Here is a 19,967-nt window from a genome sequence, read left to right as displayed (position 1 = left end):
TTGTGGCTGAAAGGATTTTGTCTATCCTGCGCTTTCGCCCATAATCGTGCTTTTCGCCGTCGCTGCCCTTAGTTAGGAGCCCCATGGAGCAATTTCGTAATATCGGCATCATCGGTCGCCTGGGCAGTTCGCAGGTGCTGGATACCGTCCGCCGACTGAAACGGTTTCTGCTCGATCGTCACCTGCACGTGATCCTCGAGGACACCATCGCCGAAGTACTGCCCGGTCATGGCCTGCAAACCTCGTCGCGCAAGATGCTCGGCGAAGTGTGTGACATGGTGATTGTGGTCGGCGGTGACGGCAGCCTGCTCGGCGCCGCACGTGCCTTGGCCCGACACAATATTCCGGTGCTTGGTATCAACCGTGGCAGCCTGGGCTTTCTGACCGATATCCGCCCCGATGAGCTGGAAGTCAAAGTCGCTGAAGTGCTCGACGGCCACTACCTGGTGGAAAACCGCTTCCTGCTGCAAGCCGAAGTCCGTCGCCACGCCGAAGCCATCGGTCAGGGCGATGCCTTGAACGACGTGGTGCTGCACCCCGGTAAATCAACGCGGATGATCGAGTTCGAGCTGTACATCGACGGCCAGTTCGTCTGCAGCCAGAAGGCCGACGGCCTGATCGTCGCCACACCGACCGGTTCGACGGCTTATGCGCTGTCGGCGGGTGGCCCGATCATGCATCCAAAGCTCGACGCTATTGTGATTGTGCCGATGTACCCCCATACCTTGTCAGGCAGGCCAATTGTGGTCGATGGCAACAGTGAGCTGAAAATCGTCGTGTCCAAGGATATGCAGATCTACCCGCAAGTGTCTTGTGACGGGCAGAACCACTTCACCTGCGCGCCGGGTGACACCATCACCATCAGCAAAAAGGCGCAGAAATTGCGGCTGATCCACCCACTCGACCACAATTACTATGAAGTCTGCCGGACCAAGCTCGGCTGGGGCAGTCGATTGGGTGGTGGAGGCGACTGATGCTCGATCCCGCGCGTAGCTACGACCTGATCGGTGACGTGCACGGTTGCGCTCTGACCCTTGAGCACTTGCTCGACCGACTCGGTTATCACAAACAAGGTGGTGTCTGGCGGCATCCATCGCGCATGGCGGTGTTCGTCGGTGACATCATTGACCGCGGCCCGCGGATTCGCGAGGCGTTGCACATCGTTCATGACATGGTCGAGGCCCGTCAGGCGTTGTGCATCATGGGTAACCATGAATTCAACGCCCTCGGCTGGAGCACTCCGGCGCCACCAGGCAGCGGCAAGCAGTTCGTGCGTGAACACACCCCGCGTCACGCGCGCCTGCTCGGTGAAACCCTGGCTCAATTTGAAGACCATCCAGGCGACTGGCACGACTTCCAGCAATGGTTTTATGAATTGCCGTTGTTCATCGATGCCGGGCGTTTCCGGGTCGTGCACGCTTGTTGGGATTCCGGCCTGATCGAACCGCTTCGGGCACTGTTTTCCGACGGTCGCGTGGACGAGCATTTCCTCCAGGCCTCGGCGGTGCCCGGCAGTTTCGCCTGCACCGTGTTCGACCGCCTGCTGCGCGGCACCGACATGCGCTTGCCTCACGGGTTGACGATGACCAGCGGCGATGGCCTGGTGCGCTCCTTCTTCCGCACCAAATTCTGGGAAGACGACCCGCAAACCTACGGTGATATCGTGTTTCAGCCTGACGCTTTGCCCGAACCCGTGGCCCGGATCCCGCTGTCTTCCACCGAGAAAAACACGTTGCTGCGCTATGGCGTGGACGAACCCTTGTTGTTCGTCGGCCACTATTGGCGTAGCGGTAAACCGGCACCGATCCGCCCTAACCTGGCGTGCCTGGATTACAGCGCGGTGCTCTACGGCAAACTGGTTGCCTATCGTCTGGATCAGGAAACCCGGCTCGATCCACATAAATTTGTTTGGGTCGATGTTGAACGGCCGGAGGCATTGCAATGAGTGCTGTTGCCGTATTGCGGCTGCCGTTGGCGGTAGATTTGAGTGGGTTCGTCAAACTGTTGCAACGCATGCAGGTGCCGTATCGCGTCATCGAAGAAGCGGGCGAGCAAGTGCTGTGGGTGCCGGCCAACATCAGTGAAGACGTGCGTGCCTTGTACGAACGCTTCCCGGCCGGTGACCCCGATCAGCAACTGGACATTCCAGTGGCGCAGCCCCTAAAGCGCCCCGGTTTTGCCGAGCAGCTGCGCCACGCCAGGGCGACGGGTTTGGTGTTGCTGCTGAGCCTGATCGTCGGCGCCGTGACGCTGCTGGGTGAAAACCTCGACACGATGCGTTGGCTGACCTTCCTGGATTTCCGCGTGGTCGGCGAGTACATCCATTTCGTGCCCTTGGCTGACAGCCTGGCGGCGGGGCAGTGGTGGCGTCTGGTGACGCCGATGCTGATCCACTTCGGCATCCTGCACCTCGCCATGAACGGCATGTGGTACTGGGAGCTGGGGCGGCGTATCGAGTCGCGCCAGGGCAGCATCAACCTTATCGGCCTGACGTTGCTATTCAGCCTGACCTCCAATTACGCCCAATATTATTTCAGCGGCCCGACCTTGTTTGGCGGGTTGTCCGGGGTGCTGTACGGCCTGCTCGGCCATTGCTGGATCTTTCAGGTGCTGTCGCCGAACCGGGCTTATCGCCTGCCGCGTGGCGTGCTGGTGATGATGCTGGTGTGGCTGCTGCTGTGTCTGTCCGGGCTGATCTCGATGATCGGCTTCGGTGAAATTGCCAACGCGGCCCACGTCAGCGGGTTGCTCGTCGGATGCATGACCGGTTTGTTGGGTGGTTTGTACAACCGCCGTAAACTGCACGCCTAAACAAGCTATGTGAATTAAAGAGCGCGGAGACCTTGATGTCCTCTTTCAACGAAATGATTCAAAACATCACCCCCGATATCTACCAGAGTCTGAAATTGGCGGTGGAAATCGGTAAATGGTCTGACGGCGGCAAACTTACCGCCGAGCAACGCGAACTGTCGCTGCAGGCGATGATCGCCTGGGAAATCCAGAACCTGCCCGAAGAGCAGCGCACCGGTTACATGGGCCCGCAGGAATGCAGTTCGAAGTCGATCAGCGTGCCCAACATTCTGTTCAAGTCGGATGCCATCCATTGATCGAGATTGGCCGCGGTGCAATCAGTAAAATGTCGACGCGCCTTGACGGGTCGGACGTGCAATACGCGTTTCGCCTGGGCGACGTCGAGGTGCCGGTCAACCCGTTGATCGGCACTTCGGTGCGCCTGGAATACCTGGGGGCGATCTTTTGCTCCCATTGCGGGCGCAAGACCAAAACCAGTTTCAGCCAGGGTTACTGCTACCCGTGCATGACCAAGCTGGCTCAGTGCGATGTCTGCATCATGAGCCCGGAGCGCTGCCACTACGACGCCGGCACTTGCCGCGAGCCGGAGTGGGGCGAAAAGTTTTGCATGACCGATCACATCGTCTACCTGTCCAATTCGTCGGGCGTGAAAGTCGGGATTACCCGCGCCACGCAGTTACCGACTCGCTGGATCGATCAAGGCGCTCGTCAGGCATTGCCGATCATGCGCGTGTCGACTCGCCAGCAGTCGGGCTTCGTCGAAGACCTGTTCCGCAGTCAGGTGGCGGACAAGACCAACTGGCGTGCTTTACTCAAGGGCGAAGCGGTGTCGGTGGACCTGGCCGCGGTTCGCGATCAGCTGTTTGAAAGCTGCGCCGAAGGGCTGCAAGGTTTGCAGGAACGATTCGGCCTACAGGCCATTCAGGCCATTTACGACGTAGAACCGCTCGAAATCCACTACCCGGTCGAGCAATACCCGACGAAGATTGTCAGTTTCAACCTGGACAAGAATCCGATTGTCGAAGGCACGCTGCTGGGGATCAAGGGCCAATACCTGATCTTCGATACCGGCGTGATCAATATTCGTAAATACACGGCCTATCAGCTCGCCGTGCATCAGTAAGGACTCCAGCATGCGCACCGAACAACCGAAGATGATCTACCTGAAGGACTATCAGGCGCCTGAGTACCTGATCGACGAGACGCACCTGACCTTCGAGTTGTTCGAGGACCACAGCCTGGTCCACGCGCAACTGGTGATGCGCCGCAATCCTGAACGTGGCCCTGGCCTGCCGCCGCTGGTGCTGGATGGCCAGCAACTCGACTTGCTGTCGGTGACCCTGGCCGACCGCGAACTGAGCCCCGCCGATTACCAGTTGACCGAGAATCACCTGACCCTGCACCCGACCAGCACTGCTTTCACGGTCGATACCAGCGTGCGCATCCACCCGGAAACCAATACCGCGCTGGAGGGCCTGTACAAGTCCGGCACGATGTTCTGCACCCAGTGCGAAGCCGAAGGCTTCCGCAAGATCACCTATTACCTCGACCGCCCGGACGTGATGAGCACGTTCACCACCACCGTGGTCGCCGAACAGCACAGCTACCCGGTGCTGCTGTCCAACGGCAACCCGATTGCCTCGGGCCCCGGCGAAGACGGCCGGCACTGGGCGACCTGGGAGGACCCGTTCAAGAAACCGGCCTACCTGTTTGCGCTGGTGGCCGGTGATCTGTGGTGCGTCGAAGATACCTTCACCACCATGACCGAACGCACTGTGGCGCTGCGCATCTATGTCGAGCCAGAAAACATCGACAAGTGCCAGCACGCCATGAACAGCCTGAAAAAGTCGATGCGCTGGGACGAAGAAGTCTACGGTCGCGAGTACGACCTGGACATCTTCATGATCGTCGCGGTCAACGACTTCAACATGGGCGCCATGGAGAACAAGGGCCTCAACATCTTCAACTCCAGCGCCGTGCTGGCCCGGGCCGAAACCGCCACCGACGCCGCGCACCAGCGGGTCGAGGCGATCGTTGCCCACGAGTACTTCCACAACTGGTCGGGCAACCGCGTGACCTGCCGCGACTGGTTCCAGTTGTCGCTGAAGGAAGGCTTCACCGTGTTCCGCGACTCGGGCTTCTCCGCCGACATGAACTCGGCCACGGTCAAGCGTATCCAGGACGTGGCGTATCTGCGCACCCACCAGTTCGCCGAAGACGCCGGTCCCATGGCCCACGCCGTGCGCCCGGACAGCTTCATCGAGATTTCCAACTTCTACACCCTGACCGTGTACGAAAAGGGCTCGGAAGTGGTCGGCATGATCCACACCTTGCTCGGCGCGGAAGGCTTCCGCAAAGGCAGCGACTTGTATTTCGATCGCCACGACGGCCAGGCCGTGACGTGCGATGACTTCATCAAGGCCATGGAAGACGCCAACGGTGTCGACCTGACCCAGTTCAAACGCTGGTACAGCCAGGCCGGGACACCGCGATTGGCGGTGAGCGAGTCCTACGATGCAGCGGCGAAAACCTACAGCCTGACGTTCCGTCAGAGCTGCCCGGAAACGCCGGACAAGGTTGAAAAACTGCCGTTCGTAATCCCGGTCGAGTTGGGCTTGCTGGACTCCAAAGGGGCGGCGATTGCGTTGCGTCTTTCCGGCGAAGCCAGCGCGCAGGGCACTTCGCAGGTTATTTCGGTGGCTGAAGCCGAACAGACCTTCACCTTTGTCGACATCGCTGAACAGCCATTGCCTTCGTTGCTGCGTGGCTTCTCGGCACCGGTGAAGCTGAGCTTCCCGTACAACCGCGATCAGCTGATGTTCCTGATGCAGCATGACAGCGACGGTTTTAATCGTTGGGATGCGGGTCAGCAATTGTCGGTACAGGTGCTGCAAGAATTGATCGCTCAACAGCAGAAGGGTGAATCCCTGGTACTGGATCAGCGACTGATTTCAGCCTTGCGCACGGTGTTGTCCGACGAGACGCTGGACCCGGCCATGGTCGCCGAAATGCTCTCGCTGCCAGGCGAGGCTTATCTGACCGAAATCAGCGAAGTGGCTGACGTTGACGCCATTCACATCGCTCGCGAGTTTGCGCGTAAACAGTTGGCTGAAAGTTTGTTCGAGGCATTGTGGCAGCGTTATCAGGCCAATCGCGATCTGTCGAAGAACACCCCGTATGTGGCCGAGGCGGAGCACTTTGCTCGTCGCGCGTTGCAGAACATTGCGCTGTCGTACCTGATGCTGAGCGGCAAGCCGGAAGTGCTGGCGGCGACGCTTGAGCAATTCGAGACAAGCGACAACATGACCGAGCGCCTGACGGCGTTGGCGGTGTTGGTGAACTCGACTTTCGACGACGAGAAAGCCAAGGCGCTGGCCAGTTTCGCCGAGCACTTCAAGGACAATCCGCTGGTGATGGATCAGTGGTTCAGTGTTCAAGCGGGCAGCACGTTGCCGGGTGGCCTGGAGCGGGTTCATCAGTTGATGCAGCATCCGGCGTTCAACATCAAGAACCCGAACAAAGTGCGGGCACTGGTCGGTGCGTTTGCCGGGCAGAACCTGATCAGCTTCCATGCGGCCGACGGTTCCGGATATCGCTTCCTGGCGGATCTGGTGATTGAGTTGAACGGGTTTAACCCGCAGATCGCTTCGCGGCAGTTGGCGCCGCTCACTCGCTGGCGCAAATATGACGACGCTCGTCAGGCGTTGATGAAAGGTGAACTGGAGCGGATTCGTGCTTCGGGTCAGCTGTCCAGCGATGTGTTTGAAGTGGTCAGCAAAAGCCTGGCCTGAGTCTGACTTTGCTCCCCCAGGGTTCACCCGGACCCTGTAGGAGCGAGCTTGCTCCGGGCGGCGTTCCGACGATGGTGTGTCAGTTGACAACAATGCAGCTGACATCAAGATCAAAAGATCGCAGCCTTCGGCAGCTCCTACAGAGCATACGCATTCCCCTGTAGGAGCTGCCGAAGGCTGCGATCTTTTGATGTTGCCGTTGTCCCCCAAATCACCCCACCTAATACCCAATCATTCAGCCAGCCCCCATACCCCCCAGGTTAACAAAACATAACGTGGCGTCGATTGTCAGACCTTTCCAAACCCCGATAGGATAAGCCAGCTTCCGAAGGGGCTCTAGATTGCGCGTTTCAGGACTACGCTCCAGAACGCCAATCACAACGAGCAGCCCTTACGGCGCCCTGATGGGTTGAACGACCTAACAATAATAATGGGGGAAGGTCTATGAGTGAGCCTGTCATGGGTGTGGGTATCTGCCGCCCGCCGGCATTACGCAAATTCGCGTTGCTGGCTACAGCGCTCTCGCTGTTGGGCTGTGCCGTGTTGTCGGCACCGGTGTTGGCCGCTGCCGCGCCAGCAACCGACGTTGTTTATTCCGTTGAATCCGCCAAGGCCAGCAAAAGCCTGATGCTCGACGTCGTGCACGCCGGTAAGCGTCTGGTGGCGGTCGGTGATCGCGGGCACATTCTGTATTCCGATGACCAGGGCGCGACCTGGACCCAGGCCAAAGTCCCGACCCGGCAACTGCTGACGTCGGTATTTTTTGTCGACGACAAACATGGCTGGGCTGTCGGCCACGACGCACAGATCCTCGCCAGCGAGGACGGCGGCGTCACCTGGACCAAACAATTTGAAGACCTGAAACGCGAATCACCGCTGCTCGACGTCTGGTTCAAGGACGTCAACAGTGGCTTTGCCGTGGGCGCTTATGGTTCGGTGATGGAAACCACCGATGGCGGCAAGCACTGGGAAGACGTCAGTGACCGCCTCGACAACGAAGATCAGTACCACCTCAACGCCATCGCAGCGGTCAAGGATGCCGGGCTGTTCATCGTCGGCGAGCAGGGCAGCATGTTCCGCTCGGCTGATTTGGGCCAGACCTGGGAGAAGCTCGAAGGCCCGTACCAAGGTTCGTTGTTCGGCGTGATCGGCACCGCCCAGGCCAATACGCTGCTGGCCTACGGACTGCGGGGCAACCTGTTCCGCTCGACCGATTTCGGCACCAGCTGGCAGCCGGTCGAACTCAAGGCTACTCGCGGCGCACTGGAGTTTGGGCTGTCCGGCGCAACGTTGCTCGACGACGGCACCCTCGTGATCGTCGGCAACGGAGGCTCGGTGATCCGCAGTAACGACAACGGCGAAACCTTTAGCGTGTTCAACCGTGCGGATCGCATTTCCGTTTCGGCGGTCACTGCGGCGGGCAACGGCAATTTGATTCTGGCAGGACAGGGCGGCGTTCGCGCCACTTCGCCAACCGGCGCCGAGCTGGCCAAATAATAAGAAGGGCGGAGCTATGACATCAATGACAAGTCATCACCAGGACAAGGCGACGTTTCTTGAACGCCTGATATTCAACAACCGTCCGGCAGTGATCACTATCTGCTTGCTGGTCAGTATCTTCCTGTTCTGGCAGGCCACGTTGATCCGGCCGTCTACCAGTTTTGAAAAAATGATCCCGCTCGAGCATCCATTCATTCAAAACATGATGGAGCACCGCAACGATCTGGCAAACCTGGGCAACACGGTGCGAATCTCGGTGGAAGCCACCGACGGCGACATCTTCTCCAAGGAGTACATGGAGACCCTGCGTCAGATCAACGACGAGGTGTTCTACATCTCCGGCGTTGACCGTTCCGGCCTCAAGTCGCTGTGGAGTCCGAGCGTACGCTGGACCGAGGTGACGGAAGAAGGTTTTGCCGGTGGTGAGGTGATCCCGCAGAGCTATAACGGCTCCCAGCAAAGCCTCGACCTGTTGCGCAACAACGTGCTCAAGTCCGGCCAGGTCGGGCGCCTGGTGTCCAACGATTTCAAGTCGAGCATTGTCGATATCCCGTTGCTTGAGTCCTACCCGGACCCGCAGGATCAAGGCAAGTTGCTGGCCCTGGACTATCGCCAGTTCTCCCATGAGCTGGAAGAAAAGATCCGCGACAAGTTTGAAAAGCAGAACCCTAACGTGCAGATCCACATCGTCGGTTTCGCCAAGAAAGTCGGCGACCTGATCGATGGCCTGGTCATGGTGGTGATGTTCTTCGGCGTCGCCTTCATCATCACGTTGATCCTGCTCTACTGGTTCACCAATTGCATGCGCAGCACGGTGGCGGTACTGAGTACGACGCTGGTGGCGGTGGTCTGGCAGCTCGGGTTGATGCACTTCTTCGGCTTCGGGCTTGATCCGTATTCGATGCTGGTTCCGTTCCTGATCTTCGCCATCGGTATTTCCCACGGCGTGCAGAAGATCAACGGGATCGCGTTGCAGTCCAGCGAGGCGGACAACGCCCTGACGGCGGCGCGGCGCACGTTCCGCCAGTTGTTCCTGCCAGGGATGATCGCCATCCTCGCGGATGCGGTGGGCTTCATCACACTGCTGATCATCGATATCGGTGTGATTCGTGAGCTGGCGATCGGTGCATCCATCGGCGTGGCGGTGATCGTGTTCACTAACCTGATCCTGCTGCCGGTAGCGATTTCCTACGTCGGCATCAGCAAGCGCGCGGTGGCCCGCAGCAAGAAAGATGCAACCCGCGAGCACCCGTTCTGGCGCCTGCTGTCGAACTTTGCCAGCGCCAGAGTTGCGCCGGTGTCGATCGTTTTGGCCTTGCTGGCCTTCGGTGGCGGCCTCTGGTACAGCCAGAACCTGAAAATCGGCGACCTCGATCAGGGGGCTCCAGAACTTCGTCCGGATTCGCGTTACAACAAGGACAACAACTTCATCATCAACAATTACTCCACCAGCTCGGATGTGTTGGTGGTGATGGTCAAGACCAAGGCCGAAGGTTGCTCACGTTACGAAGCCATGGCGCCGATCGACGAACTGATGTGGAAGATGCAGAACACCGAGGGCGTGCAGTCAGCAATTTCTCTGGTGACCGTGTCCAAGCAGATGATCAAGGGCATGAACGAGGGCAACCTGAAGTGGGAAACCTTGTCGCGCAACCCGGACGTGCTGAACAACTCCATCGCTCGGGCTGATGGCCTGTACAACAACAGTTGTTCCCTGGCGCCGGTGCTGGTGTTCCTCAACGATCACAAGGCCGCCACGCTGGACCGCGCCGTCCATGCGGTGCAGGACTTCGCCAAGGAAAACAACAAGGAAGGGCTGGAATTCATCCTCGCCGCCGGTAACGCCGGGATCGAGGCCGCGACCAACGAAGTGATCAAGGAATCCGAGCTGACCATCCTGATCCTGGTGTACATCTGCGTTGCGACCATGTGCATGATCACCTTCCGTTCCTGGGCGGCGACCTTGTGCATCGTGCTGCCGCTGGTGCTGACCTCGGTGCTCGGCAACGCACTGATGGCCTTTATGGGCATCGGCGTAAAAGTCGCGACCCTGCCGGTCGTGGCGCTGGGTGTAGGGATTGGCGTGGACTACGGCATCTACATCTACAGCCGACTGGAAAGCTTCCTGCGTGCCGGTATGCCGTTGCAAGAAGCCTATTACCAGACGTTGAAATCGACCGGTAAAGCAGTGCTGTTCACCGGTTTGTGCCTGGCCATCGGCGTGTGCACCTGGATCTTCTCGGCCATCAAGTTCCAGGCCGACATGGGTCTGATGCTGACCTTCATGCTGCTCTGGAACATGTTCGGTGCATTGTGGCTGTTGCCAGCGCTGGCACGGTTCCTGATCAAACCGGAGAAGCTGGCCGGGCAGAAGGGCAACTCGCTGTTCGCGCACTGATCGCCTGCTGAAAATAAAAAGCCGCAACCAAGGTTGCGGCTTTTTTACGTGCACTGAAGATCAAAAGATCGCAGCCTTCGGCAGCTCCTACAGAGCAACGCATTCCCATGTAGGAGCTGGCGCAGCCTGCGATCTTTTGATCTTGTCTTATGAAGGATCCGTGCCCAACACGACATTCAACGCACTGCGCGCATCATCCAGCTGCACCAGCGTCGCATGCCGGGCCCCAAGCGCATCACGGTTTTCAATGGCCGTGAGAATCGCCTTGTGCCGAGGCAGCGCCAGTTCGTGCAGGTTTGGCCGCTGGTTGGAGTGCTTCAGCGCTTCGGCAATCGCCACCGACAGCATGTTGCACAGGTTGGCCAACAGATCGTTGTGGGTCGCATCGGCGATACGACTGTGAAAGTCCAGGTCCGGTTGCAGCAGGGCCTCGGGGGTCGGAGCCGCTTCCATGCGTTTGTAGGCTTCACCGATGGAGGCGATGTCGGCGTCGGTGGCGAATTGCGCGGCGAGGGCGGCGGCGGCCGGTTCGATGATGCTGCGCACACTGGTCAACAGGTCGAAGAATTCATTCTGCGGGCTACTTTGCATCAACCAATGCAAGACGTCCGGGTCGAGCATGTGCCATTCCTTGCGCTGCTTGACCACCGTGCCGACCCGTGGACGGGAATACACCAGGCCCTTGGCGACCAGCACTCGGGTCGCTTCGCGCAGCACTGGCCGGCTGACCGCGTACTCCTCGCACAACAGGGCTTCGGCGGGCAGCTTGTCGTCCGGTTTGAAGCGCCCGGAAACGATCTGCATGCCCAGTTCCTGGACGATGCGCGAGTGCATGCTTTTGCGGTCGGAGGGTTTGCGGTAATCCATGGGGAACGGCGCGATCCTGTGCGATGGAGGTGTCGCGCATGATAACAGGCGCGACGCAATCTTGAGGCCGGCACAAATCAAATGTGGGAGCGAGCCTGCTCGCGAATGCGGTGTAACAGTCAAAGAATATGTCGACTGACACACCGCATTCGCGAGCAGGCTCGCTCCCACAGTTGTCTGGTGTTGTATTCGGGGGAGGCCGACATGGGGCCGCTGCCACATTGAGCTATCATTGCGTTTTTCCCCCTTTAAAGATTGATTGCCATGACTGCCGCAACCGACACCTTGCTCGACACCCTCGAACACTGCGATATGGTGGAAATCGACGGCCTGCACGCCTTCGAATTCTCTCTCGATGAATTCGACAACCTGCACATCGAATGCATGGACGGCCGAGCGGCCAAGCACTGGGAGTTCACCCCGGCGCAGATTGCGGCGGCGACGTTCGATCCGACCCTGCAAAGCTGGCTGATCACCGGTGATTCCGGCGAGCACCGGTTGGTGTGCCTGACCGCGTTCGGCGGTGGTGATGACGAGGATGAAGCGAATGAGGATGCGTAAACTCTGGCCGCTGTTGATGGCCGGCAGTATTGGCGCGATGAGCGTCCAGACGGCGTCCGCCGACGACTATCAATTGTTGGTCGGTTCCTACACGGCCGGCCAGAGCCAGGGTATTTATCGCCTGAGCTTCGACAGCACCACCGGGCAGATCAACGCCAAACCGTTACAAGTGGTCAAAAGCGAAAACCCGTCGTGGCTGACTCTGTCCAAAGATCAGCGTCACCTGTTCGTGGTCAACGAAAACGGCCCGGGTCAGACTGATCCAGTAGGGCGCGTCAGCAGTTATGCGATCAACCCCAAAACCCATGAACTGAGCCTGATCAATCAGGTGCAGAGCCTGGGCAACGAGCCGACGCATTCAAGTCTCAGCGGTGATGCCAGCCACCTGTTTGTCAGCAACTATTCGGTCGCTGAAGACCCGGGCGGCACCTTGGCGGTGTTACCGGTGAGCGCCGATGGCAAGCTCAAACCGGTGGTGCAGATGAGCAGCCATCCTTCCAGTCGGGTCAATCCCGAGCGGCAGATGTCGGCCCATGTGCATTCGACGATCTCGTCACCGGATGGCAACTACGTGTTTTCCAATGACCTAGGGGCGGACAAGATTTTTGTCTACCGCTTCAACCCCAAGGGCAATCCCGAGCTGCCGTTGACCGCCGCGACACCCGCTTCGGTCCAGCTGCCACCGGGCAGCGGGCCGCGGCATCTGCTGTTCAGCGCCGATGGCAAGCACGCCTGGCTGACCATGGAAATGAGCGCCCAGGTGGCCGTGTTCGATTACCAGGACGGCACACTCAAGCCCACCCAAATGGTCGACCTGGCGGCGGGGCAGCCAACGTCGGACAAGGCGGCCGCGGCATTGCACGCCTCGGCGGATGGCCAGTTCCTCTACGTCAGCAACCGTGGTACCGCCAATCAACTGCTGGTATTCGCTATCGACCCTGCGACCGGCCACCTCAACGAGTTGCAGCGCCGCTCGGTTGAAGGTGACCACCCGCGCGAATTCAGCCTCGATCCAACGGGCAAGTTCCTGTTGATTGCCAACCAGAAGAGCAATCAGATTGTCGTCGTCGAGCGCGATGCCAAGACCGGCCTTTTAGGTAAAACCGTGCAAAAACTGCCGATGGACGCCCCGAGCGACCTCAAGTTTATGCTGCGTCAATAGGCCGCAGGCCCCGGTTGATGGGGCCTGCATCCTTCTATTAATGACGCTGATATCTGCTAATGCTACAAAGGATTTCAGGCGTAGACCCTCGGAGGTTAAGTTTGCTTCACGGCCCCACCGGGCAAGCAAGCCAACTGAATCCGAGGAATACCGCCATGAACTTCAATCTCTTTTCCATCATCGCTGCTTCCGCTATCTCTGCCACCGTTGCTCTGCCAGCCAGCGCCAACGTTGAAATCAAGGACAAAAAATCCCACACCCAGAGCTACACCCAGAAATACTTGCAGCAGAGCGCCAACTTCTATGCGGCGCTGGACCACAAAACCCACGCCTGAAATTCCAGCCCTGCACCTTTTATGCAGGAGCGAAGTCACTCGCGTCGATCGAGCTGAAAAGCGCCGAAAAATATGAGTGATGTCGCTCCTGCATAACGCGTTTACGACAGCATCACATTGCCATCAAGGTATGCCTTGATATCGCAAAGCCATGAGTTTAAATTTGACGCTGATTTTTTGACTCCTTCCCGTCACAAGGAACGACAGCATGGCGATACGTCTGACAGTGATGCTTCTGTTGCTCTATTCAACGCCCATTATTTCGGCGGTCCAGCCCGTTTCAGACGAGCCGGAGGCGGCGCGCGAGCGCTTGATGAGTTTTATCGAAGACTGAAATAGACTGGCTTAATGATCAACGAAGCTGATGGTCACTATGGACAACCCTGAGTGGTTATCCCTGCTTTTTTGATCGATTCTGTGGGCTCTGAAACATGCCCACGGAGAACACCATGGCCAGCGCAATCCTCACTTCTGCCAAACACGGCGCCTACCTGGTTATCGGTCTTTACGTGGCCTTGGTGTTGGTCGTCAGCCTGTCGGCTCAATCGCACCACTGCGTTGAAGCGCCGATTCAGGTCGCTTATCCCGCCATCCAGTTCGAACACCGCGCTCAAAACGTGATCCTCGATCATGCAGACGTGGCGGGAGTGGTCGGGGCATGAAAGGGGGCAAACTCTGGGTCATTGCCTTCCTAGCGTTCATGACCAATGGCGCTTCCCTGTTGGGAATCGGGCAGGCCTCGGCAGGTTCCGTGGCACGGTCCATCGAAGCCAATCACAACATGGCGCACAACATTGAAACAGCGAAGGCGTTGGGGCTGCTGGCCGGTAATCCGCCGATCAAGCGCCAGGCCGATTTCTTCGGGCCGTTCCAGGTGGATTGCTCGGTGTTGCAGATGTGCGATGTGTTCGCCTGAAACATCACCTGTAGGAGCTGCCGGAGGCTGCGATCTATTGATCTTGACAGTTGATCTACAAAATCAAGATCAAGATCAATAGATCGCAGCCTTCGGCAGCTCCTACAGGGATTGCGTTTTATTTCGCCATCACTGATGTGAAGAGGTCCGATTCCAAAAAACGCTGCAACCAGGCCTGCAGCCGCACGTAAGGCGTCTGCCCAAACCACTCGCGATCGACATGGGCGAACTGCCGCACGAACGGCATCAACGCCACATCTGCCAGGCTCAGGTGCGTCGCCAGCAAATAGTCCCGGCCTTCCAGCAACTCATCGAGCTTGCGCAAAAAGGCCTCGCCCTGGGCACGATAAAACGCCATCGGTTGCTCGGGGTAACGCTCGGCGTATTTGTAGCGATTCAGATGGACCTTGAACACTTGATCGTTTTCGTCGATAAGCCCGGCAATGTGTTGTTGCCCGACAGGATCATCCTTAAGCAACCAATCCTGCGGATCGTTCTGCGCCAACGCCCAGCGCATGATTTCCAGACTTTCGTCGATCACTTGACCGTCAATACTCAACACCGGCACCGTGCCCTTGCTCGACAGCGCGAGCATATCGGCCGGTTTCGCCTTCAGGCTGACCTCGACGATCTGCACAGCAACCCCTGAATACCGCAGCGCCATGCGCGCCCGCATGGCGTATGGGCAGCGACGAAAGGAATACAGCGTATTCATGTCACCTCCAGGGTGCTCAGGCCGTTGCCCTGGCGGCGTACCTGAATCTGTACCGGAATCCGTTCGTGCATTTCCTGTACGTGAGAAATCACCGCGACCTTGCGTCCTTGAGCCTGCAAGCCGTCGAGGGCGTCCATGGCCAGTTGCAGGGATTCCGGATCAAGGCTGCCGAAGCCTTCGTCGATGAACAGCGATTCGATTTTCAGCGTGCTCGACGCCATCGATGCCAGGCCCAAGGCCAGGGCCAAAGACACCAGGAACGTCTCACCACCGGACAACGAATGCACCGAGCGCAATTCGTCGCCCATCTCGGTGTCCATCACCAGCAAACCGAGCATGCTGCCACCGCGTTTCAGGCGATAGCGACGGACCAGTTGGCGTAACTGGACGTTGGCGTGATGCACCAGCAGGTCGAGGTTGTAGGCCTGGGCGATTTTACGGAAGGTGTCGCCGGTGGCTGAGCCGATCAACGCATTCAATCGCGCCCAGCGCTGGTACTCGCTGTAGGCGTCGGCGATCTGCTGCGCCAGGGCTTGGTTGGCAGTTTGGCGCCGCTGGTCCTCGGCCTGCTCGGCACGCAGTTCAGCGCAGTGGTGTTCGCTGGCGGTGAACAGGGTTTGCAGGTCGGTCAGAGCCGTGGCGAGTTGCGCGGCATCGAGGTTGCCGTTGTGCTGCGCTTGATGGTTGAGCAGGCGCTGGTCGCGCTCCTGCAACAGCACCTCGAACTGTTCGATGGCTTTTTCGCTTTGTTGCAACTGTTGACGCAATGCGTGGACGTGCGGGTCGTCGACCTTTAGCAAGTCTTCCAACCCGCTGTCGTCCAGTTCCGGGTGCAAGGCTCGCCAGTCGGCAATCTTGATGCTCAGTTCGCGATCTTCGACCTCAAGCGCCAGTGAGCGTTCTTGCTGCGCTTTAAGCTCGGCAGTCAGTTGCACCCGTCGTGTGCGCACGGTTTGCAGCTCCTGATTGGCAGCGGCTTCGGCGTTGCGCGCCTGATCCACGGCCTTATCCAGTTGCTGCTGCCACTCCTCGGCGCTGGCGTGCAGACCCAACAGTTGAGTCAGTTTTTGTTGGCACGTCTGTTGTTGCTCGGCGAGGGTGGTGAACTGCTGGCGGGCGGCTTCCAACTGTTGGGCGCGCGTCTGCTGCCGATCCTGTTCCTTCTCCAGCGTTTGCTGACGCTGTTGCTGTTCGCCGAGCTCATCGCGCTGTTGCTCGAGTTGCTCCAGACGCTGGGCGATTTGCCGGTCGAGTTCCAAGAAGGTCGCGGCGGGCTCGTTGCGCAAGGCTTGCAGGGTCTCGGCCGGGAGCAGGGTACTGAATGCGCTCAGCTCGTCGTCCAGACGCTGGCGATCACTGCCCAGTTCACGTTGCTGGTTGGCCAGATGCTGGGTGGCTTGGTGGCTCGCCGTTTCGGCATTGCGCAGTTGCTGCGCCAGTCGCGCCGCGTCCTGTTGCAGCGTGAGCAAGGCGGTTTGCCGTTGTTCGTCCTGGCTGATGCTCTGGTTCAACTGGCTGTCTTGCTGCGTCAGCCAGGCATCGCGCCGGGTCGCGTCCTGAGCCAGCAGTTGCGTTGACAACGGATGCGCTTCGAGGATCGGTGTCAGGCCTTGTTGCTGGACCCCAAGCTGTTCCTGTTGCTGCAGAAACTCTTTTTGCTGCGCGATCAAACCGCCGACTTCGGCGCGCAAATCAGTGAGTTTTTCTTTGAGCAGGTCGACGGCTTTCTGGGCGTTGGCCTGTTCACTTTCGTCGTGCCGACCGAGGCTTTGCAGCAGCGCTTCGGGCTGATGATAAGGATGGTCGGGGCTGCCACACACCGGGCAGGGCTGATCGTCCTGCAGCTGCTCGCGCAGTTCCTCGACGCTCGCACTGCGTGCCAGACGCTGGCGCTCCAGCAGTTCGCGCGTCACCGTCAGGGTTTGCTCGGCGACCGTTAATTCGCTCTTGGTTTTCACCCCGTCCCGGGTCAGGCGATCACGTTCTTGCTGCGCAGCGAGCTGACGTTGCTGAAGGTCTGCGCCGCGCTTATCCAGTTCTTTTTGGCTGGCCCATAGGCGTGTCAGCTCTTCAAACGCCCGCAGTTGCTTGCGGTTGTCCTGCAACAGGTTGCCGAGCAACTGGATCTGTTCGGCCACGGCTTCGGGTTCAGCGCCGGCCTCTTTGTAGAGCACTTCAAGATTCTGCCGTTGCGCTGCCAGTTCTTCAGCGGCACGTAAGGCGCTTTGCTCAAGGGCCGCCAGTTCGCCCTGGCCCTTGTTCAGCCGATTGCTGATCAGCATCAGCTGTTGCAGGCGATTGCGGTAAGCGTTCCAGGCATCGCTTAACGGCGCCAGGTGAGTGCTTTGCTCAAGCGCTGCGGCGATACTCTCCAGGCGTGAAGCGACCCGTTTTTGTTGGTCGAGCAAGCCTTGAATCGTGGTTTGGCCTTGAGTCCAGGCCAACTCAGCCTGCTGCTTGAGGTCGGCACTGAGGCCGGTGTCTTTGGCCAGTCGGGCGAAGGCACTTTGCTCTTCGAAGGCCTGACGCAGCAATGGCGCACTGGTCGTGTGTTGGCGTTGAGCGTCGACCAGGGCGGCCTGCGCCGCGCTCAGGGTGTGTTCGAGCTGAGTCTGGCGCTCGCTCAGCTGCGCTTGCTGTTGCGTGTGCTGCTGAATCTGCTCGGCCAGTGGTGTGAGCTGGGTGGTGAGTTCGGTCTTGCGGGCGAACTGGTGGCGTTGCGGCGCCAGTTGTTCCAGGCGCGTCAGCTTCAGGCGTTCGCCGCTCAGGCTTTGCCATTGCTGGCGCGCGCTGGTCAACTGCTCGGTGGCGCTTAGCTGCTCGTCCTGTAGCTGACGCAAGTCCTTGAGCCAGGTGTGCTGCAACTCTAACTGCTTGAGCTGTGCCTGCTGGGTCTTGAGTTGCTGTTGAGCCTGGTTGAAGCGCTCATCGAGTTCGGCCCGGGCTTCGGGGGACAGCGGCGTGACCCCGGTGGCCTGATCCTGCAACAACTTGTGGGCTTCGCGAGCCTCTTTAGTCTTGTCGAAGGCCCGGCGACCGAGGCGGGTGTAGAGCGCGGTGTCGGTGAGTTTTTCCAGCAGCTCGCTACGCTCGTTGTCGTTAGCCTTGAGGAACGCACTGAATTCACTCTGGGCGAGCAGCACGGCGCGGGTGAACTGTTCGAAGTTCAGGCCGAGTACCGATTCGAGCTGGGTTTTGAATTCAACTTTCTGGCTGGCCAGCAATTGGTCCAGATCGATGTCGCGCAAACTCTGACGGCTGAGTTGCAGCTTGCCGCCGGCCTTCTCCCGGGCGCGATTGGCTTCCCAGCGCGCGCGATAGCGACGGCCATCGATGCCCACGAAATCCACTTCGGCATACCCTTCACCCGTGCCGCGACGCAGCAACGTACGAGGGTCGCCCGTGCTGATTTCGCCGTCGGCGTCCGGCGCTTTGGCAGACACCTGGGCGTTGCTCAGTCGAGGCACAGCGCCAAACAACGCCAGGCACAAGGCATCGAGCAAGGTACTTTTGCCAGCGCCGGTCGGCCCGGTAATGGCGAACAAGCCTGCGCTGGCCAGTGGTTCGGCAGTAAAGTCGATCTCAAAAGGCCCGGCCAGTGACGCGAGGTTTTTCAGGCGGATCGCGAGGATTTTCATGCGTCTTCGCTCTCCATCTGCACGTCCTGCAACAGCTCGGCAAAGTCCTTCAGCGTTTGCTCATCGACCTCACTGCCGTAGTTGTCTTGCCAGGCGCGGCTGAACAATTCCTGGGGTGTGAGCTGGTCGAGTTCGATCAACGTGGCGCCGTCATCGACGCCCTCGCGGCTGCAATTGCCGGCGTATTCGGCGGCGATGCGCACCAGGCGCACGGCTTTGCCTTGCAGGGCGGTTTCCACCTGATGACGCAGGTCGGGTTGCGGCTCATCGAGACGAACACGGACTTCCAGCCACGGTTGACGTTGAATATCGGCCAGCAGGTCGATGTTCGGCAGGTCCGCCAGTTGCAGCAGGATGTCTGCCAAAGGCGCGGGGCCGATGCGTTGCAGGTTCACCGCCCGTGGAATCAGTTTCGGCTCGACGCTCATCAGGGCTTCGCCATCGAGCGTGACGTCGAGAATCTGGTGCTGATAACCGATCTCGGAGAACGACAACGGAATCGGTGAGCCGCTGTAGCGAATGCGCTCTTCACCGTTGACCTTCTGCGGCTTGTGCAAATGGCCGAGGGCGACGTAGCTGATGGTCGGCCCGAACAGGCTGGCGGGCAGGGCTTCGGCATTCCCGATGATCAGGCTGCGCTCCGAGTCTTCGGATACCGAGCCGCCGGCCATGTGGGCATGGCTGATGGCGATCAGAGCCTGGCCCGGTTGGCGTTTGGCGTTCGCCGCTTCGATCAGCCATTCGTGAACCTGACCAATACCCCGTAGGTAGTTGTCGCCCAACTGCGCGCCAGTCACTTCGGCCGGACGCAGGAACGGCAGCGCCAGGCACCAGCCGACGATTTCGCCGCTGGCATCCGGCAACGGCAGCAACAGCCGTTCGGCATCCAGCTGGCCGTCGTCCAGCCACAGCACGCGACCCAACGCATGGGTGCGCAAACGTCGCATCAGCGGCGCGGGCAGTTCGATTCGTGAGCCGGAATCGTGGTTGCCGGCAATCATCACAATGGTCAGCAACGGTTGCTGCTCGTGGGCACTGACGATGAAGTCGTACAGCCGTTCCTGGGCTTTGACCGGTGGGTTGACCGTGTCGAAGATATCGCCGGCGATCAGCAGCACATCAGGCTGATCCAGCTTCAGCTGACGCAGCAGCCATTCAAGGAAACAGCCGTGCTCGAAATCGCGTTCCTGGCCGTGCAGGTTCTGCCCAAGGTGCCAGTCGGAGGTGTGAAACAGACGCAAGGCAAACTCCGTAGGAAATAAGGTAATTGCCG

At 59.3% G+C, this 19,967-nt stretch carries 18 protein-coding genes; 14 read left to right on the top strand and 4 right to left on the bottom strand.

Annotated elements, in window-relative coordinates; translation table 11 throughout:
- Nucleotides 1-83 precede the first annotated feature (83 nt).
- The 8 genes from JFU37_RS17685 (at nt 84) to JFU37_RS17650 (ending at nt 10,500) form a co-directional block, all read left to right on the top strand.
- Nucleotides 84-974 (top strand): NAD(+) kinase, encoded by an 891-nt coding sequence (locus tag JFU37_RS17685; protein ID WP_010459816.1) that lies wholly within the window; start codon nt 84-86, stop codon nt 972-974.
- Nucleotides 971-1,945 (top strand): metallophosphoesterase, encoded by a 975-nt coding sequence (locus tag JFU37_RS17680; RefSeq protein WP_446739579.1) that lies wholly within the window; start codon nt 971-973, stop codon nt 1,943-1,945. The genes JFU37_RS17685 and JFU37_RS17680 overlap by 4 nt, the downstream gene beginning before the upstream one ends.
- Nucleotides 1,942-2,811, top strand: a complete 870-nt coding sequence (locus tag JFU37_RS17675) for a rhomboid family intramembrane serine protease (protein ID WP_201116845.1) — start codon at nt 1,942-1,944, stop codon at nt 2,809-2,811. The genes JFU37_RS17680 and JFU37_RS17675 overlap by 4 nt, the downstream gene beginning before the upstream one ends.
- Before the next feature lie 35 nt (nt 2,812-2,846).
- Nucleotides 2,847-3,107 carry a YeaC family protein gene (locus JFU37_RS17670; RefSeq protein WP_201116843.1) on the top strand — a complete coding sequence of 87 codons (261 nt, stop codon included), beginning with the start codon at nt 2,847-2,849 and terminating at the stop codon, nt 3,105-3,107.
- A complete protein-coding gene (locus tag JFU37_RS17665) occupies nt 3,104-3,934 on the top strand; it encodes a DUF2797 domain-containing protein (protein ID WP_201116842.1) in 831 nt (276 codons plus the stop codon). Before JFU37_RS17670 ends, JFU37_RS17665 begins: the two co-directional genes overlap by 4 nt.
- Before the next feature lie 10 nt (nt 3,935-3,944).
- Nucleotides 3,945-6,602, top strand: a complete 2,658-nt coding sequence (gene pepN / locus JFU37_RS17660) for an aminopeptidase N (protein WP_201116841.1) — start codon at nt 3,945-3,947, stop codon at nt 6,600-6,602.
- A gap of 444 nt (nt 6,603-7,046) precedes the next feature.
- The gene (locus JFU37_RS17655) at nt 7,047-8,099 is read left to right on the top strand and encodes a WD40/YVTN/BNR-like repeat-containing protein (RefSeq protein ID WP_201116839.1); all 1,053 of its coding nucleotides are present in this window, start codon (nt 7,047-7,049) and stop codon (nt 8,097-8,099) included.
- A gap of 25 nt (nt 8,100-8,124) precedes the next feature.
- Nucleotides 8,125-10,500: an efflux RND transporter permease subunit gene (locus JFU37_RS17650; protein WP_446739528.1), complete on the top strand. Its 2,376-nt coding sequence runs from the start codon at nt 8,125-8,127 to the stop codon at nt 10,498-10,500.
- 147 nt (nt 10,501-10,647) lie between these two features.
- Here JFU37_RS17650 and JFU37_RS17645 read toward each other — a convergent pair whose 3' ends face one another.
- The gene (locus JFU37_RS17645; RefSeq protein ID WP_201116837.1) at nt 10,648-11,367 is read right to left on the bottom strand and encodes a FadR/GntR family transcriptional regulator; all 720 of its coding nucleotides are present in this window, start codon (nt 11,365-11,367) and stop codon (nt 10,648-10,650) included.
- Between the two features lie 264 nt (nt 11,368-11,631).
- Here JFU37_RS17645 and JFU37_RS17640 point away from each other — a divergent pair, with 264 nt between their 5' ends.
- From JFU37_RS17640 to JFU37_RS17620, 6 genes are all read left to right on the top strand, one after another.
- A complete protein-coding gene (locus tag JFU37_RS17640) occupies nt 11,632-11,928 on the top strand; it encodes a DUF5629 family protein (protein ID WP_201116836.1) in 297 nt (98 codons plus the stop codon).
- Nucleotides 11,921-13,090, top strand: coding sequence for a lactonase family protein (locus tag JFU37_RS17635; protein ID WP_201117139.1), 1,170 nt, complete (start codon nt 11,921-11,923; stop codon nt 13,088-13,090). The genes JFU37_RS17640 and JFU37_RS17635 overlap by 8 nt, the downstream gene beginning before the upstream one ends.
- A 155-nt stretch (nt 13,091-13,245) precedes the next feature.
- Nucleotides 13,246-13,425: a hypothetical protein gene (locus JFU37_RS17630; RefSeq protein WP_201116827.1), complete on the top strand. Its 180-nt coding sequence runs from the start codon at nt 13,246-13,248 to the stop codon at nt 13,423-13,425.
- A gap of 208 nt (nt 13,426-13,633) precedes the next feature.
- Nucleotides 13,634-13,759 (top strand): hypothetical protein, encoded by a 126-nt coding sequence (locus JFU37_RS31030; protein ID WP_274609946.1) that lies wholly within the window; start codon nt 13,634-13,636, stop codon nt 13,757-13,759.
- A gap of 115 nt (nt 13,760-13,874) precedes the next feature.
- Nucleotides 13,875-14,087, top strand: a complete 213-nt coding sequence (locus JFU37_RS17625) for a hypothetical protein (protein ID WP_201116825.1) — start codon at nt 13,875-13,877, stop codon at nt 14,085-14,087.
- Complete coding sequence (locus tag JFU37_RS17620; protein WP_201116824.1) at nt 14,084-14,341, top strand: hypothetical protein; 258 nt, start codon at nt 14,084-14,086, stop codon at nt 14,339-14,341. The genes JFU37_RS17625 and JFU37_RS17620 overlap by 4 nt, the downstream gene beginning before the upstream one ends.
- A gap of 118 nt (nt 14,342-14,459) precedes the next feature.
- Here JFU37_RS17620 and JFU37_RS17615 read toward each other — a convergent pair whose 3' ends face one another.
- From JFU37_RS17615 to JFU37_RS17605, 3 genes are read right to left on the bottom strand one after another with little or no spacing between them, the layout of a single operon-like run.
- Entirely contained in the window at nt 14,460-15,056 is a 597-nt protein-coding gene (locus JFU37_RS17615; RefSeq protein ID WP_201116823.1) for a glutathione S-transferase, read from the bottom strand.
- A complete protein-coding gene (locus JFU37_RS17610; RefSeq protein ID WP_201116822.1) occupies nt 15,053-18,694 on the bottom strand; it encodes an AAA family ATPase in 3,642 nt (1,213 codons plus the stop codon). The genes JFU37_RS17615 and JFU37_RS17610 overlap by 4 nt, the downstream gene beginning before the upstream one ends.
- On the bottom strand, nt 18,691-19,935 hold the full coding sequence (locus tag JFU37_RS17605; protein WP_201116821.1) for an exonuclease SbcCD subunit D C-terminal domain-containing protein: 1,245 nt from the start codon (nt 19,933-19,935) through the stop codon (nt 18,691-18,693). Before JFU37_RS17605 ends, JFU37_RS17610 begins: the two co-directional genes overlap by 4 nt.
- Nucleotides 19,936-19,967 lie beyond the last annotated feature (32 nt).

The sequence above is a fragment of the Pseudomonas sp. TH41 genome, from assembly GCF_016650695.1.
Taxonomy (GTDB): Bacteria; Pseudomonadota; Gammaproteobacteria; order Pseudomonadales; family Pseudomonadaceae; genus Aquipseudomonas.
This window is presented reverse-complemented; position numbering and strand designations above follow the sequence as displayed.

What these genes read in the sequence shown, in the direction of transcription:
- JFU37_RS17630 (WP_201116827.1), top strand. Translation starts at nt 13,246, where the DNA reads ATGAACTTCAATCTCTTTTCCATCATCGCTGCTTCCGCTATCTCTGCC.
- JFU37_RS17645 (WP_201116837.1), bottom strand. Translation starts at nt 11,367, where the DNA reads ATGGATTACCGCAAACCCTCCGACCGCAAAAGCATGCACTCGCGCATC.
- JFU37_RS17650 (WP_446739528.1), top strand. Translation starts at nt 8,125, where the DNA reads ATGACAAGTCATCACCAGGACAAGGCGACGTTTCTTGAACGCCTGATA.
- JFU37_RS31030 (WP_274609946.1), top strand. Translation starts at nt 13,634, where the DNA reads ATGGCGATACGTCTGACAGTGATGCTTCTGTTGCTCTATTCAACGCCC.
- JFU37_RS17655 (WP_201116839.1), top strand. Translation starts at nt 7,047, where the DNA reads ATGAGTGAGCCTGTCATGGGTGTGGGTATCTGCCGCCCGCCGGCATTA.
- pepN (WP_201116841.1), top strand. Translation starts at nt 3,945, where the DNA reads ATGCGCACCGAACAACCGAAGATGATCTACCTGAAGGACTATCAGGCG.
- JFU37_RS17620 (WP_201116824.1), top strand. Translation starts at nt 14,084, where the DNA reads ATGAAAGGGGGCAAACTCTGGGTCATTGCCTTCCTAGCGTTCATGACC.
- JFU37_RS17625 (WP_201116825.1), top strand. Translation starts at nt 13,875, where the DNA reads ATGGCCAGCGCAATCCTCACTTCTGCCAAACACGGCGCCTACCTGGTT.
- JFU37_RS17685 (WP_010459816.1), top strand. Translation starts at nt 84, where the DNA reads ATGGAGCAATTTCGTAATATCGGCATCATCGGTCGCCTGGGCAGTTCG.
- JFU37_RS17635 (WP_201117139.1), top strand. Translation starts at nt 11,921, where the DNA reads ATGCGTAAACTCTGGCCGCTGTTGATGGCCGGCAGTATTGGCGCGATG.
- JFU37_RS17615 (WP_201116823.1), bottom strand. Translation starts at nt 15,056, where the DNA reads ATGAATACGCTGTATTCCTTTCGTCGCTGCCCATACGCCATGCGGGCG.
- JFU37_RS17610 (WP_201116822.1), bottom strand. Translation starts at nt 18,694, where the DNA reads ATGAAAATCCTCGCGATCCGCCTGAAAAACCTCGCGTCACTGGCCGGG.
- JFU37_RS17670 (WP_201116843.1), top strand. Translation starts at nt 2,847, where the DNA reads ATGTCCTCTTTCAACGAAATGATTCAAAACATCACCCCCGATATCTAC.
- JFU37_RS17675 (WP_201116845.1), top strand. Translation starts at nt 1,942, where the DNA reads ATGAGTGCTGTTGCCGTATTGCGGCTGCCGTTGGCGGTAGATTTGAGT.
- JFU37_RS17640 (WP_201116836.1), top strand. Translation starts at nt 11,632, where the DNA reads ATGACTGCCGCAACCGACACCTTGCTCGACACCCTCGAACACTGCGAT.